A 14,080-nucleotide genomic window follows, 5' to 3' on the forward strand; every position below is an offset into this window, starting at 1 on the left:
CCGGGACCGCTCTTTCCTGAAGGGTCATCCCGTTGTTCGACCTCGATCTTTCTGCTGCGCACCCGTTCACCGGCTATGGCTGGGACGACGGGTTCGCGGAGAGTTTCACCCCCTATGCCGGGCAGGGGTTCGTGCCCGGCCGTATCGTCCGCGTGGATCGCGGGCGGGTGGATGTCGTCGTGCCCGACGGCGAGGGCATCCGCACGATGCTGGCGGATACCGCGCTGGTGGCGACCAGTGACCCGATGCGGGTGCCGTGCACCGGTGACTGGGCGGTGATCGACCCGGAGAACGGGCTGACCGGCGCCCATCTCGGCGGTGTCGTACGGGCGTTGCTGCCGCGGCGTACGGCGTTCTTGCGGTCCGCTTCCTCCAAGCGCTCCGAGGGCCAGATCCTCGCGGCGAACGTCGACCATGCCGTGATCGCGGTGTCGCTGGCCGATGTGCTGGATCTCGGGCGTATCGAGCGGTTCGTCTCGCTGGCCTGGGAGAGCGGCGCGCAGCCGCTGGTGGCGCTGACCAAGGCGGATCTGGCGGGGGAGCCGGACGGGCTGGCGTATCTCGTCGCGGATGCCGAGTCCGCGGCTCCCGGAGTGCAGGTGCTGGCGGTCAGCTCGGCGACCGGGGACGGGCTCGATGTGCTCTCCGCGGTGCTCGCGGGGGGCACGTCCGTACTGCTGGGGCAGTCCGGTGCGGGCAAGTCCACGCTGGCCAATGCCTTGCTCGGTGAGGAGGTGCAGCTGGTGCAGGCGATCCGCGACCGGGACGGCAAGGGCCGGCACACCACGACCACTCGGGATCTGCGGGCGCTGCCCGGCGGCGGAGTGCTGATCGATACTCCGGGGCTGCGCGGTGTCGGGATGTGGGACGCGGGGACCGGACTGGCCCGGACGTTCTCGGATGTCGAGTCGCTGGCCGAGGAGTGCCGCTTCCATGACTGTGCGCACGAGGCGGAGCCCGGGTGTGCGGTGCAAGAGGCGGCCGAGAACGGGGAGTTGCCCGTGCGCCGGCTGGAGAGCTACCGCAAGCTGCTGCGGGAGAACCAGCACATCGTGGCGAAGACGGACGCCCGGCTGCGGGCCGAGATCCGCCGGGACTGGAAGCAGAAGCAGGCTTTGGGCCGGCACATGATGGAGCGGAAGCGGGGACCGCAGAGGTGAGGTGAGGTGAGGTGGGCTGGGGTGAGGTGAGGAGCGGGGGAGGGGCGGTGTCAGGCCGGAGCTCGCCCGCTCGCCCACGCCCCGGGAAGGCCGTCCGTCCCGGAAATGCCGTCCGTTCCGGGAAACGTCGTCCGCCCCGGAAGGCCATCCCTCCCGGGGAAGGCCATCCGCCCCGGGAGAGCGCCATGTCCGATTTCCGCCAGCCGGGGCGCCGGGCGTGACGCAGACTGAACGGGTGATGGACGACGAGACCAGGTACGAAGCGGTGTCCAGCCGGGACGCGCGGTTCGACGGGGAATTCTTCTTCGCGGTGGTGACGACCGGCATCTACTGCCGGCCGAGCTGTCCCGCGGTCACTCCCAAGCGGGTGAATGTGCGGTTCTTCCCGTCGGCCGCCGCCGCGCAGGCGGGCGGGTTCCGGGCCTGCCGCCGGTGCCGCCCGGACGCTGTGCCGGGGTCCGCCGAGTGGAATGTGCGCGCCGACCTGGTCGGCCGGGCGATGCGGTTCATCGGGGACGGAGTCGTCGACCGGGAGGGGGTCGGCGGGCTTGCCCGGCGGCTGGGGTACAGCGCACGTCAGGTGCAGCGGCAGCTGACCGCGGAGCTCGGCGCGGGGCCGGTGGCGCTGGCGCGGGCCCGCCGGGCGCACACCGCGCGGGTGCTGCTTCAGACCACCACACTGCCCGTCACCGAGCTGGCGTTCGCGGCCGGGTTCGCCAGCATCCGGCAGTTCAACGACACGATGCGGGAGATCTACGCGGGGACGCCCAGTGAGCTGCGGGCGGCGGCGTTGGATACCGGGCCGGGAGCCGGGGCCGACGGTGTCCCGGCCCCCGTCGGGATTCCGCTGCGGCTGGCCTACCGCGGACCGTACGCGGCGGCTGAGATCTTCGACTTTCTCCAGGTGCGGGCGGTGGACGGCGTCGAGGAGGTGCGCGGGCCGCGCGGCGGGCGCACCTATCGCCGTACGCTGCGGCTCACCCATGGCAGCGGGATCGCCGAGGTCGACGAGCCCACCGGGCCGCGCGGGCGGCGCCGGCCACCGGCGGGCCTGGTGTGCCCGGCGGCGCGCGGGGCGGACGGCGGTTGGCTGGAGTGCCGGCTGCGGCTGACCGATCTGCGGGATCTGTCGACGGCCGTGCAGCGGCTCCGCCGGCTGTTCGACCTGGATGCCGACCCGTATGCGGTCGCCGAGCGGCTCGGTGCCGACCCGCTGCTCCGTCCGCTGGTGGCCGAGCGGCCGGGGCTGCGCTCACCCGGCGCCGCGGACCCCGAGGAACTGGCGGTACGGACGGTGCTCGGCGGCCCGCCGGAGCGTGCCGCCGCACTGGTGCGCAGGTACGGCACACCACTGGACGCGGCCGACGGCGGGCTCACCCACCTCTTCCCGGCGCCCGCAGAACTGACCGGCGCGCAGGTCGCGGAGCCGGTGCGCACCCTGTGCCTCGCGCTCGCGGACGGCGCGGTCCTGCTGGACGCGGGCGCTGACCGTGGCGCCGCCGAGCGGGCGCTGACCGCACTGCCCGGTGTCGGCCCGAGGGCGGCCGCGTACATCAGGATGCGGGCGCTGGGCGACCCGGATGTGGGGGCGGCGGCGCACGGGAGCGGCCAGGAGCGGGACGGGCACGGGACGATGGGCCCGGCCGCGTCATGGCGGCCCTGGGGCGCGTACGCCCTGCACCACCTATGGAACGCCGGGATGCTGCCGTCGGGGGAGATGCTTACGGGGGAGATGCCGCGGGAGACCGGGCCGGAGCCGGAGCCGGAGCCGCACGGCGCCCGGGAGGGGACCGTGATGTCGGACCCGCCCGTCCATGCCGCAGCCGGCAGCTCCTGGTAGCGCCTCAGCCGGCCGCTCGTGGTGACTGACCCCTTATCCCGCCACCACTATCCCGCCACCACCGCTCCGGTCCAGGCGCCGACGACCAGCAGGCAGGCGAACAGCTCGATCAGCACGCTCAGTCCGATGGCGCGCATGACCGTACGGGTCGAGGCCCAGGCATCGCCGCGGCTGCCGAGCCGGACCCGCTCCAGCAGATAGAGGCCGCCGACGGCACCCAGCGGGCCCCCGACGACCGGGAGCAGGAAGAACCCCACGATGCCGGCCACCCCCGCCAGGAACAGCGTCCGGTACGGCGCGCCCGCGGCCCGCAGGTTGCGGACGGGCAGCAGCCACTTCAGCGTCTGGTTGAGGAGCAGCACGGTGGTGGCACCCATGAGCACCACCCAGGCGAGGGAGGACTTCTCGGACAGCGCCCACCACACCACGCCCGCCCACACGATCAGCGGTCCGGGGATGCCGGGCACCAGCACCCCGAGCAGGCCGAGCAGCATGACCAGGCCGACCGCGACCAGCTGCCACACACCCATGCGTAGGCCTCACTCCGCTCGGCCGGCTCGCCCTCGCGGGCCATGCACCTTCGCATGGCCCGCTCGCCGCACTCGCTCACGCACCGGTCTGGCTCCCGGCGCCCGCACGCCCCGTGACGGCTCGTTCGCTGCACACTCTCATGGGCCCAGCGTGCCGGACGGGACCCGGAAGCGCTTGCCGGCCGGCCGGGCCGGGGGCGCCCCGCCGTCAGCCCCGCCCCTCCCGTGTCACCCGGCGAACGGTCACACCGCAGGCCGAACTGACCGGGACCCACGGCAATTCGGTCCGCCGTGCCCGTGGCCCACGCTCATCACCTGCACGGACCTCTGGCCCCGGCCGTGCGGTCCCCCGTGGGCTGCCGGCCGCCCGGCGGACGCTCTTACGCGCCCTGTTTCGGCCGCGGCCGTCCAGGGACAATACGGCGCATGAATCAGCAGGGAGCCGCGCGCGGGCACGAGGACGACTGGTGGCGGCAGTTGTACGGCGACGGCAGCGAAGGCGAGCGCGCGGGCGGGGACGCCCCGGCCCGCGGCGCGGTGTGCGATGCCGGGCCGTCCGACGCCCCGGACACCCTCGATGACCGGGTCGAGTCGGCGCTGCGTGCGCTGGGAGCGCCGCGTTGGGCCGATCCGGCACCGGAAGAGCCCCCGGATCCCGGCCCGGCCGCCCAGGAACCGTGGTCACCGCCGGCCCGCCCCGTACCGGCCCCGCCGGCCCGCCACGCACCGCCTCCGCCCGAGCCGTCAGCACCGATCCCGCTCCGGTCCACCGGGCCCGGCACCCGCGCGACGTCCACCGACCGCGCCCCCGCCGACCGCCCCTCCACCGACCACCCCTCCGGCGTCCGCCCTTCCCCCGACCGGCGAGCCACCGACCGGCAAGCCACCCCGGCCCCACGCACCCCCCGGGCCACCCCACCGCCCGCCACCACCGGCCTGCCCGGTGACCGGCCGCCCTCCTACGGTGAGCCGGGCGAGCTTCCCGCCGCCGACGCGGCCGCGCTGGACGACCTGGTGCCCGACACCACGCTGGACGGCGGCCGGTACGGCACGCTGACCCTGCGTGCCGTCTCACACCGCGGCGACGCCGCCCGCCGCCGCGGTGACGTACGCCGTGATGCGCTGCTCACCGCCCGCTTCGGGGCCGGCCGGCACGCCCTGCTCCTGGTCGCCGTCGCCACGGGCAGGCCGGCCGCCGAGGGCGCCCACCGCGCCGCCCGGGACGCCTGTACCTGGATCGGCGGTGCGGTCGGCCGCAGTTACACCCGACTGGCGGAGGACATCCGGACGGACCGTCGCGGCGCCCTCAGATCCGGGCTCCAGCGGCTCACCGACCGCAGCCACGGCAAGCTGCGCGGCCGGGCTCCGGAGCGCGGCGCCGCACCGCAGCAGTACCCGGCCGCACTGCGCTGTCTGCTGCTGCCCGCCGATCCGGACTGCCGTACGCGGGTGTTCTTCGGCGTCGGCGCGGGCGGCCTCTTCCTGCTGCGCGACGGCGCCTGGCAGGACCTGGAGCCCGCCACGGACCACGTCTCCGCGGAGGCAGGGCGCGACGACACCGCCGGCCTGCCCTGTCCCGCCTCCGGCCCGCCGCACGGCGCGTACCCGGCCGAGAGCCCGGCACGGCCCGAGCCGTTCCTCTTCCGGACGGCCTTCGCCCGCCCGGGGGACACCCTGCTGCTGTGCAGCTCCGGTCTCGCCGAGCCGCTGCGGGAGGAGCCCGCGTTCGCCGCCCGGCTGGCCGACCGGTGGTCCGCCGCCGAACCGCCGGGCCTGGTGGACGTCCTCGCCGCCGCGCAACTGCGGGTCGAGGGCCATCCGAAGGACCGTACGGCGGTCGGGGTGTGGGAGTCGTAGCGCCGGGAACGGGGGGACCCGGACCACGGACCGGCGGGGGCCGCACAGCGGAGGCGCGCCGGGGCACCGCATGGGTTCATGGGAGAGCAGCCCCGACCTCGGCGGCGGGCTGCCACTCACCCGTCGAAGGAGCGACAGCGACATGGCGAAGCAGACCGTGGCCGAGCAGTTCGTGGACATCCTCGTACGGGCGGGGGTACAGCGGCTCTACGGCGTCGTCGGCGACAGCCTCAACCCGGTGGTGGACGCCATCCGCCGCAACTCCGCGATCGACTGGATCCAGGTACGGCACGAGGAGGTCGCCGCTTTCGCCGCCGGGGCGGAAGCACAGCTCACCGGCTCGCTCGCGGCCTGCGCCGGCTCCTGCGGCCCCGGCAATCTGCACCTCATCAACGGCCTGTACGACGCCCACCGCTCGATGGCCCCGGTCCTCGCCCTGGCGTCCCAGATCCCCTCCAGCGAGATCGGCACCAACTTCTTCCAGGAGACCCACCCCGACCGGCTGTTCGCCGAGTGCAGCCACTACAGCGAACTGATCTCCAGCACCCAGCAGATGCCGCGGGTGCTCCAGACCGCGATCCAGCACGCCATCGGACAGAGCGGGGTCGCGGTCGTCTCCCTCCCCGGCGATATCGCCGCCGAGCAGGCCCCCGAGCGGGCGATCGAACATGCCCTGGTCACCTCGCGTCCGTCCGTACGCCCCGGAGACGCCGAGATCGACAAGCTGGCCCGGATGATCGACGAGGCCGACAAGGTCACGCTGTTCTGCGGCAGCGGCACGGCGGGTGCCCATGCCGAGGTGATGGAGTTCGCCGAGCGGGTGAAGTCCCCGGTCGGCCATGCGCTGCGCGGCAAGGAGTGGATCCAGTACGACAACCCCTACGACGTGGGCATGAGCGGACTGCTCGGCTACGGCGCGGCCTACGAGGCCACCCACGAGTGCGATCTGCTGATCCTGCTCGGCACGGACTTCCCGTACAACGCGTTCCTGCCCGACGACAACAAGATCGTCCAGGTCGATGTCCGGCCCGAACACCTGGGCCGCCGCACCAAGCTCGACCTGGCCGTCTGGGGCGATGTCCGGGAGACGTTGCGCGGTCTGATCCCCAAGGTCCGGCCGAAGCAGAACCGCAAGTTCCTGGACCGGATGCTGAAGAAGCACGCCGACGCGCTGGAGGGCGTGGTCAAGGCATACACCCGCAATGTCGAGAAGCATGTCCCGATCCACCCCGAGTTCGTCGCCGCCCTCCTGGACGAGGAGGCCGCCGACGACGCGATCTTCACGGTCGACACCGGCATGTGCAACGTCTGGGCGGCGCGCTATCTCACCCCCAACGGCCGTCGCCGGGTGATCGGTTCGTTCAGCCACGGCTCGATGGCCAACGCGCTGCCGCAGGCGATCGGCGCCCAGTTCATCGACCGCAAGCGCCAGGTCGTCTCCATGTCGGGCGACGGCGGATTCTCCATGCTGATGGGCGACTTCCTCACCCTGGTCCAGTACGACCTGCCGGTGAAGGTGGTGCTGTTCAACAACTCCTCGCTGGGCATGGTGGAGCTGGAGATGCTGGTCTCCGGTCTGCCGTCGTACGGCACCACCAACCGGAACCCGGACTTCGCGGCCATCGCCCGCGCGGCCGGGGCGCACGGCATCCGGGTGGAGAAGCCCAAGCACCTGCGCGGCGCACTGCGCGAGGCCTTCAAGCACAAGGGCCCGGCGCTGGTCGATGTGGTCACCGACCCCAACGCCCTGTCCATCCCGCCGAAGATCAGCGCCGAGATGGTGTCCGGCTTCGCCCTGTCGGCCGGCAAGATCGTGCTGGACGGCGGAGTCGGCCGGATGCTCCAGATGGCCCGCTCCAACCTGCGGCACATCCCCCGGGTGTAAGGGCTGTCCCTGCGCAACGAGCCCGGAGGCAGCTCAGACGTCGGCCGGACGCTGAGGCCGCAGCCGCAGTGTCAGGATCTGGAACGGGCGCAGCTCCACCGTCACATCCGAGGTCGGCCCTTCCTCCTCCTCGTGCAGCGGCCGTTCCAACAGGTCGGTGACGGTGGCCCGTTCGAGCGGGAAGCCGGGGGAGAGCGTGCCGGTGGCGCGGCCGCCGCGGGACTCGTACAGCCGCACCACCACATCGCCGCTGCGGTCCTCGGCGAGTTTGACCGACTCGACGGTGAGGGCCGGGTGGTCGACGCGGACCAACGGGGGGACGGGCGGCGCGGTGGCGGTCCGCAGGGGCAGGTTGAGTGCCAGCCCCTCGGCCACCGCATCGCCGGTCCCGGCGCCCGGCAGCAGGGCATAGGTGAAGCGGTGGGTGCCCTGATCGGTCTCGGGGTCGGGGCTGTGCGGGGCGCGCAGCAGCGTCAGCCGGACCGTCGTGCCCAGACCCTCGGGGTGCGGGCTGCGGGTGACGTCGTGCCCGTACGTCGAGTCGTTGAGCAGGGCGATGCCGTAGCCCGGCTCGGCGACCCGCAGCCAGCGGTGCGCACAGATCTCGAAACGGGCCGCGTCCCAGCTGGTGTTGGTGTGCGTGGCGCGGTGTACGTGCCCGAACTGCACCTCGGAGGTGGACCGTTCGGCGTGGACATCCAGCGGGAAGGCGGCCTTGAGGACCTTCTCCGACTCGTGCCAGTCGATGTCGGTGGTGATGTCGAGGCGGTGCGAGCCCGCCCGCAGGGTCAGCTCCTGGGTGATCCGGGACGCGCCGAACGCCCTGGTCACCCGCACCGTCGCGGACAGCGGCCCGGCCGCGGCCAGCTCGACGGACTCGGCGTCGGTCAGATCGGTGTGCCGGTGGCGGTAGTGCCGGTCGAGGTCCCAGGCGTCGTACTTGTTGGGGTGGTCGGGGTGCAGTTGCAGCAGATTGCCACGGGCGCCCGGCGCCAGCACCTCCCGGCCGGCGCGCAGATCGCGTACGGAGGCCAGCAGGCCGTCGGCGTCGACCGTCACCCGCAGCAGCCCGTTGTCGAGCGTGAGAGTGCTCTCCGCGCCGGTGTCCGCCCGGACGGGCGCGGGCGGCGGAGTGACGGAGTCCGGGCCGGGCGGACGGACGGCCGCCGAACCCAGCGCGGGGACATGCACCGCGACCTGGGTCGGCTCGTCCGGCCCCGGCCCCGGCCCCGTCCCCGGGAGCGCCACGATCTCGTCCCGGTCGTAGGGCGAGGCATTGAACACCGTCGGCACCCCGTCAGGCGCCGCCTCACTCCCTGCCAGTGCCCCGAGCGCCGTCTCGATGATCCCGGTCAGTTCGGCTGCGACCGCCGCATAGGTGTCGCGGGCCTCGCGGTGCACCCAGGCGATGGACGACCCCGGCAGGATGTCGTGGAACTGGTGCAGCAGCACGGTCTTCCAGAGGCGGTCGAGGGCGTCGTACGGGTAGGCGTACCCGCCGTCGCCCGCCCGTACCGCCGCCGTCGCGGCCCACAACTCCGCCTCGCGCAGCAGATGTTCACTGCGCCGGTTGCCCTGCTTGGTCTTCGCCTGCGAGGTGTACGTACCGCGGTGGAACTGGAGGTACAGCTCACCCGACCAGACCGGCGCCGCGGCCCCGTACTCCTCATGGGCGGCCTCGAAGAACCGGGCCGGCGGCTCGATCCCGACGCGCGGTGAGCCCTCCAGGGAGCGGATACGGCGGGCCCGCTCCAGCATCTCGCGGGTCGGGCCGCCCCCGCCGTCGCCCCAGCCGAAGGGCACCAGGGAGCGGGTGGCGCGGCCCTTGTCCGCGAAGTTGCGTTCGGCGTGGGCGAGCTCGGCGGCGTGCAGGCGGGAGTTGTAGGTGTCGACCGGAGGGAAGTGGGTGAAGACGCGGGTGCCGTCGATGCCCTCCCACCAGAAGGTGTGGTGCGGCATCTTGTCCGTCTGGTTCCACGACAGCTTCTGGGTCAGGAACCACTTCGCGCCGGCCAGCCGCGCCAGCTGCGGGAACGCGGCGGTGTAGCCGAAGGAGTCCGGCAGCCAGATCTCCTCGGTCTCCACCCCCAGCTCCTCCAGGAAGAAGCGTTTGCCGTGCACCAGCTGCCGGGCCAGCGCCTCACCGCCGGGCATATTGGCGTCGGACTCCACCCACATCGAGCCCACCGGCACCCAATTACCCCTGCGCACGGCCTCCTTGATGCGCTCCCAGATGTGCGGCTGATGCTCCTTGACCCAGGCGTACTGCTGCGCCTGGGAGCAGGAGAACACCAACTCAGGATACTCATCGGCAAGTTGGGTGACATTGGCGAAGGTGCGGGATGCCTTGCGCACGGTCTCGCGCAGTGGCCACAGCCAGGCGGAATCGATATGTGCATGGCCGGTGGCGACGACACAATGGGCGCTCGCGGTGGCCGGGCGGCTCAGTACGTCCGCCAGCGCGGCCCGGCCCGCGGCCGCCGTGCCGCCGACATCGTGCAGATCGAGCGTGTCCAGCATGTCCTCCAGGGCCCGCAGGATCTCGTGCCGGCGCGAGCCGTCGGCGGGCAGCTCGTGCATCAGCTCGGAGAGCACCTCGATATCGAGGATCAGGTGCCAGACGGTCTCGTCGAGCACCGCGAGGTCCGCCGAGGCGAAGCGGTACAGCGGCCGGCCGGGAGCGGTCCGTACATCGCCGAGCGCGGTGGGGCGGAAGTCCCGCAGCACCGCGGGGTTCGCGGCGGCCTCCAGTAGCAGCCGCACCTCCTCACCACCACCGGCCGGTGCACCGACGGGCACATGGCGGTTGCGCGGATGGATGCCCTTCAGGGGCACCCCCTCGGCGTCATAGACCAGCCCCTCGGCCTGGAACCCGGGCCCGTCGCCGCTGAAGCCGGGGTCGATGACGGCCTCCACCCGCCGCCCCGCCCACTCCTGCGGCACCTCGCCCGCCAGCCGGAACCAGCTCGTGGACCACGGCGGGCCCCAGGGCTCACCGGCCGCGAACGGCTCGTACGGGGCCAAAAGCGCCTCGCCCACCGGCACCGTTCCCCAAGCTCTCGACTTTGCTCGAGCAGGGGAGGCCCCAATCCCCGGCGCATGCCAGACGGCGAGCCGCAGCGGCACCCGCGCCGCGTACTGCGCGGGCCTGATGAACTGCCCCAGCGCCCGCTCCAGACGCCCCTCCACCAGCAGTCGGTCGTCGTGCACAGCGGCTCCTCGGGCTCGTACGCCCCGACGTCTCCAGGACGCGGGCGGGGGTGCCCCGGCGGTTGCCGGGAATGCCCCGCTCATCCGGGTCCCGGCCGGGGTTCCACGACAGGCTCGGATCAGGCATACCCACTGAGGCACGGCCCGGCGCACCCGGCGCGCGGGACGCGCACCGGTGACCCTGAGACCCGGCGCGCGGAAGCATGGCGGCAGATCCGATGGGCATGCTGACCGTGAGGCTGTTCGAGGCAGAGCGCCGATGTTTGTTGGGGGCGGGGGAGAAAATGCGTCAGCCTGTGCGGCGCGAGGAACGGGACAGAAGGCAGGAAACGGCCGAGGGGAGCCGGAACGGGGGAGTCACGGCGCGAGCGCCGGGCGTACTGGAGCGCAAAGTACGGCATGCGGATCTGAAAGCGGTCGGTGAGGTGCGCAGGGAGCTGCGTCAGCTGCTGAACCGCTGGGCGGCGCCGGGGGGCGGCGAGCTCGCGGAGGTCGCGACCCTGCTCACCAGCGAGCTGGTCACCAACGCCCTGGTGCATGCCGAGGGCGGCGCCGTCGTCACGGCCAGGGTCAGCGACCGGCTCCGGGTGGAGGTCAGGGACTTCGCGCCCGGCCGCCCCGAGCCCCGCACACCGACCACGGACGGAACCTCCGGCAGGGGGCTGTTGCTGGTGCGCTCCTTGGCCGACGCGTGGGGCATCCGTACCGAAGGCCTGGGCAAGAGCGTCTGGTTCGAGCTGGGCAGCGGACCGGCCTGACCCATGGACGGGGGTGCCGAAGGGCGCGGTCCGCCGCCGGTCAGCCGAATTGCCGTTCGATCTCGGCGAGTTTCTCCTCGAGGGAGTCCAGACGCGGAATCGTCTGGGTGTCGTCCTCGGCGGTGAGATCCACGGTCCTACGGGGCCCGGCCGTGGCGTCGACGCCTTCGGCCTCAGCTTCGGACACGGCCTTGAGCGCCGGACGGGCGCGCACCGGCAGCTCCCCGGTGAGCGGCGGCTCGATGCCGCCGGCTATGGCGGGGTCGGGGCCGGCCACCTCCGCGGAGGCCGTCACCGCCTGCGTCACCGCCAGCTGCCGGCCGCCGCCACGGCCGAGGCCCCAGCCGCGGTGCTGCCGGTTGATGGCCTTGATGCGAGCCCGGTCGAGCTTGCCCTGCTCGCGCCTGCGGAGACGGTTCTGCTCCTTCTCGCGCCGGTCCTCGCGGACCTCCTCGACGGCCTCGTCCAGTGTCCGTACGCCCTCCAGCAGCATCAGCGACCAGGCCGCGAAGGTCTCCCGGGGCGCGCGCAGCCAGCGCACGATCCGGATCTGCGGCAGCGGACGGGGCACCAGACCCTGCTCGCGCAGTGCCGCCCGGCGGGTCTGCTTGAGCGCCCGGTCGAAGAGGACCGCCGCCGACAGCGACATCCCGGCGAAGAACTGCGGAGCGCCCGCGTGGTCCAGGCCGCGCGGCGCATGCACCCAGTTGAACCACGCCGCCGCGCCCGCGAACGTCCACACCAGCAGCCGGGAGCCGAGCGCCGCATCACCGTGGCTGGCCTCCCGCACGGCGAGCACGGAGCAGAACATCGCCGCGCCGTCGAGCCCGAACGGCACCAGATACTCCCAGCCCCCGGAGAGGTTGAGGTTCTGTACGCCGAAGCCGACCAAACCGTGGAAGGACAGCGCGGCGGCGACCGCCGCACAGCAGAACAGCAGCAGGTACGAGGCCGAGGCGAAGACCGTCTCCTTGCGGCGGCGCCGCTCCTCGCTGCGTTCCCAGGAGTCGTCGCCGGTGGACCGGGCCGCGGCCGCGCGCCTGCCGCGTACCACCAGTGCCGCGGCCACCGGCACGCCGATGAGCAGCAGGGCTCCGGGAACCAGCCAATCCAGCGATATATCGGTCATTCTCATTCTGGGATCCCTTGCCTCGGCCTACGCGGTTTCGCGCGCCATCCTGACGGAACCCGCTGCCGTAACCGAGGCATTCGGAATAAGACGACGCCAAGGGGTGCGATGAAGCCACCTCGGCATCGAACTGCCATTCTTTTGAAGGAAGTTGAGTTCGAACGAGATCACCCTGGCGGGTGGCGCGGGTGGCGCGGGTGGCGCGGGTGGCGCGGGGGGGGGTGCGACGTCGAGCGTCGATTCCCGTCTGCTTACCGTGGAAACGGGACGGGCGAGGGCCGTACGTGCCGCCTCAGGGAGTTGAGGGGGCGCTGCGCGCGAGCGACCTCACGGGACCCGTCAGTCACCTGCGCAACACATCCACCGAGGGGAACCCCGTTACATGGCTATGACATAGCCGGCTTGAGTCGCTGTCATCGCACAAGTAGATTCACGATGAACCGAGTTCTGCTACTTCTCCTAGGCACCGGCGTCCCTTCGCCGGAAGGACGGACGCCCCATGGGTTCCCACGCCCGCCCCAACCGGATACACCGCACCGGAGTCCGGATCGCGATGGTCGCACTTGTCGGTGCCGCCCTGCCGATCAGCGCCGGCGGCCTCGCCGAGGCGGCCACCCCCGGCGCCACGCACTCCGCAGACGAGAACGACCAGCAGGGTAGTGGGGCCACCGCAACGGCCGGTCAGGAGCAGGGCACGCAGCGGAAGTTCCGGTCTGCTCAGGCGGCGCAGCACGCTGTCCAGGACAAGGCAGCCGAGGCGCAGGACGCGAAGGACCAGGCCGCTCCCCAGATCAACGCCGACCATGCCTTCCTGCTGGACGCCCGCGACGGCAGCCAGGAGCGGGAGCTGTGGGGCGGGGCCAAGGCGGACGAGAGCGTGTCGATGGCCAGCACCACCAAGATCATGACGGCCCTCGTGGTGCTCAAGCACCCGGAGTGGCTGAACCGGCAGATCACGGTGAAGCAGGAGTACCGGGACTACGTCCAGAAGGTCGGCGGCAGCACCGCCGACCTCCAGACCGGCGACACGCTGACCGTCGAACAGCTGCTGCACGCCATGCTGATCCCGTCCGGTGACGACGCCGCGATGGCCCTGGCCGACAATCTCGGCTCCGGGGACACCACGGACGCGCGGATCGCCGACTTCGTGAACCAGATGAACGCCGAGGCGCAGCAACTGGGCTTGACCGGTACGCACTTCGACAGCTTCGACGGCATCTCGCACGGCAACAACCACAGCACCGCCCGCGACCTGGCCAAGCTCGGCCAGCGCGCCATGCTGCAACCGGTGTTCGCCGACGTCGTGAAGAACAAGCAGTTCAAGACCGAGGCCCCGGCGGCCAACGGCCACACCCGGTACTACACCTGGGACACCACCAACAAGCTGCTGAGCAGCTACGACGGTGCCCTGGGCATCAAGACGGGCAGCGGCCCGGAGGCCGGCTACGCCCTCGTCTTCGCCGCCGAGCGGGACAACCGCACCCTGGTCGGCGCGATCCTCAAGGACGACCAGAGCCGCTTCGACGACGCCACCAAGATGCTCGACTGGGGCTTCGCCCACTGAGCAGGCATCCGTTGGGTCACACGCTCGGCCATGGGCGAGCCGGTTCGCCGGGGGAAGGCGCGGCGCACGGTGCCGAGGCGGACCGGAGTGCCGATTTCGCCTGGGCGCTGGAACACCTTCTGGCCGGTGTGCTGCGCTGACCATGTG

At 72.4% G+C, this 14,080-nt stretch carries 9 protein-coding genes; 6 read left to right on the forward strand and 3 right to left on the reverse strand.

Annotated elements, in window-relative coordinates; genetic code table 11:
- Window positions 1–32 precede the first annotated feature (32 nt).
- Entirely contained in the window at window positions 33–1,160 is a 1,128-nt protein-coding gene (gene rsgA, locus IF67_RS0131210) for a ribosome small subunit-dependent GTPase A (RefSeq protein WP_030991351.1), read from the forward strand.
- A gap of 238 nt (window positions 1,161–1,398) precedes the next feature.
- A complete protein-coding gene (locus IF67_RS0131215; RefSeq protein WP_063754407.1) occupies window positions 1,399–3,000 on the forward strand; it encodes a bifunctional transcriptional activator/DNA repair enzyme AdaA in 1,602 nt (533 codons plus the stop codon).
- Window positions 3,001–3,047: 47 nt separating this feature from the next.
- On the opposite strand, the gene IF67_RS0131220 is transcribed toward IF67_RS0131215, so the two are convergent.
- A complete protein-coding gene (locus IF67_RS0131220) occupies window positions 3,048–3,530 on the reverse strand; it encodes a DUF456 domain-containing protein (RefSeq protein ID WP_030991355.1) in 483 nt (160 codons plus the stop codon).
- 426 nt (window positions 3,531–3,956) lie between these two features.
- Here IF67_RS0131220 and IF67_RS0131225 point away from each other — a divergent pair, with 426 nt between their 5' ends.
- Together IF67_RS0131225 and IF67_RS0131230 are read left to right on the forward strand one after the other, a co-directional pair.
- Complete coding sequence (locus IF67_RS0131225; RefSeq protein WP_030991357.1) at window positions 3,957–5,387, forward strand: protein phosphatase 2C domain-containing protein; 1,431 nt, start codon at window positions 3,957–3,959, stop codon at window positions 5,385–5,387.
- Window positions 5,388–5,529: 142 nt separating this feature from the next.
- The gene (locus IF67_RS0131230) at window positions 5,530–7,272 is read left to right on the forward strand and encodes a pyruvate dehydrogenase (RefSeq protein WP_030991358.1); all 1,743 of its coding nucleotides are present in this window, start codon (window positions 5,530–5,532) and stop codon (window positions 7,270–7,272) included.
- Between the two features lie 33 nt (window positions 7,273–7,305).
- On the opposite strand, the gene IF67_RS0131235 is transcribed toward IF67_RS0131230, so the two are convergent.
- A complete protein-coding gene (locus tag IF67_RS0131235; protein WP_030991360.1) occupies window positions 7,306–10,482 on the reverse strand; it encodes an alpha-mannosidase in 3,177 nt (1,058 codons plus the stop codon).
- A gap of 380 nt (window positions 10,483–10,862) precedes the next feature.
- On the opposite strand from IF67_RS0131235, the gene IF67_RS0131240 reads away from it, so the two are divergent.
- Window positions 10,863–11,240, forward strand: coding sequence for an ATP-binding protein (locus tag IF67_RS0131240; protein ID WP_030991363.1), 378 nt, complete (start codon window positions 10,863–10,865; stop codon window positions 11,238–11,240).
- Between the two features lie 40 nt (window positions 11,241–11,280).
- Here IF67_RS0131240 and IF67_RS0131245 read toward each other — a convergent pair whose 3' ends face one another.
- Window positions 11,281–12,375, reverse strand: a complete 1,095-nt coding sequence (locus tag IF67_RS0131245; RefSeq protein WP_030991364.1) for a DUF2637 domain-containing protein — start codon at window positions 12,373–12,375, stop codon at window positions 11,281–11,283.
- A gap of 493 nt (window positions 12,376–12,868) precedes the next feature.
- Between IF67_RS0131245 and IF67_RS0131250 the strand changes: the two genes are divergently transcribed.
- Window positions 12,869–13,933, forward strand: coding sequence for a D-alanyl-D-alanine carboxypeptidase family protein (locus IF67_RS0131250; RefSeq protein ID WP_030991366.1), 1,065 nt, complete (start codon window positions 12,869–12,871; stop codon window positions 13,931–13,933).
- Window positions 13,934–14,080: the final 147 nt, after the last annotated feature.

The sequence above is a fragment of the Streptomyces sp. NRRL S-1813 genome, from assembly GCF_000719605.1.
GTDB lineage: Bacteria > Actinomycetota > Actinomycetes > Streptomycetales > Streptomycetaceae > Streptomyces > Streptomyces decoyicus.

Coding starts and splice junctions, on each gene's coding strand:
- IF67_RS0131245 (WP_030991364.1), bottom strand. CDS start 12,375: ATGAGAATGACCGATATATCGCTGGATTGGCTGGTTCCCGGAGCCCTG.
- IF67_RS0131220 (WP_030991355.1), bottom strand. CDS start 3,530: ATGGGTGTGTGGCAGCTGGTCGCGGTCGGCCTGGTCATGCTGCTCGGC.
- IF67_RS0131215 (WP_063754407.1), top strand. CDS start 1,399: ATGGACGACGAGACCAGGTACGAAGCGGTGTCCAGCCGGGACGCGCGG.
- IF67_RS0131250 (WP_030991366.1), top strand. CDS start 12,869: ATGGGTTCCCACGCCCGCCCCAACCGGATACACCGCACCGGAGTCCGG.
- IF67_RS0131230 (WP_030991358.1), top strand. CDS start 5,530: ATGGCGAAGCAGACCGTGGCCGAGCAGTTCGTGGACATCCTCGTACGG.
- IF67_RS0131225 (WP_030991357.1), top strand. CDS start 3,957: ATGAATCAGCAGGGAGCCGCGCGCGGGCACGAGGACGACTGGTGGCGG.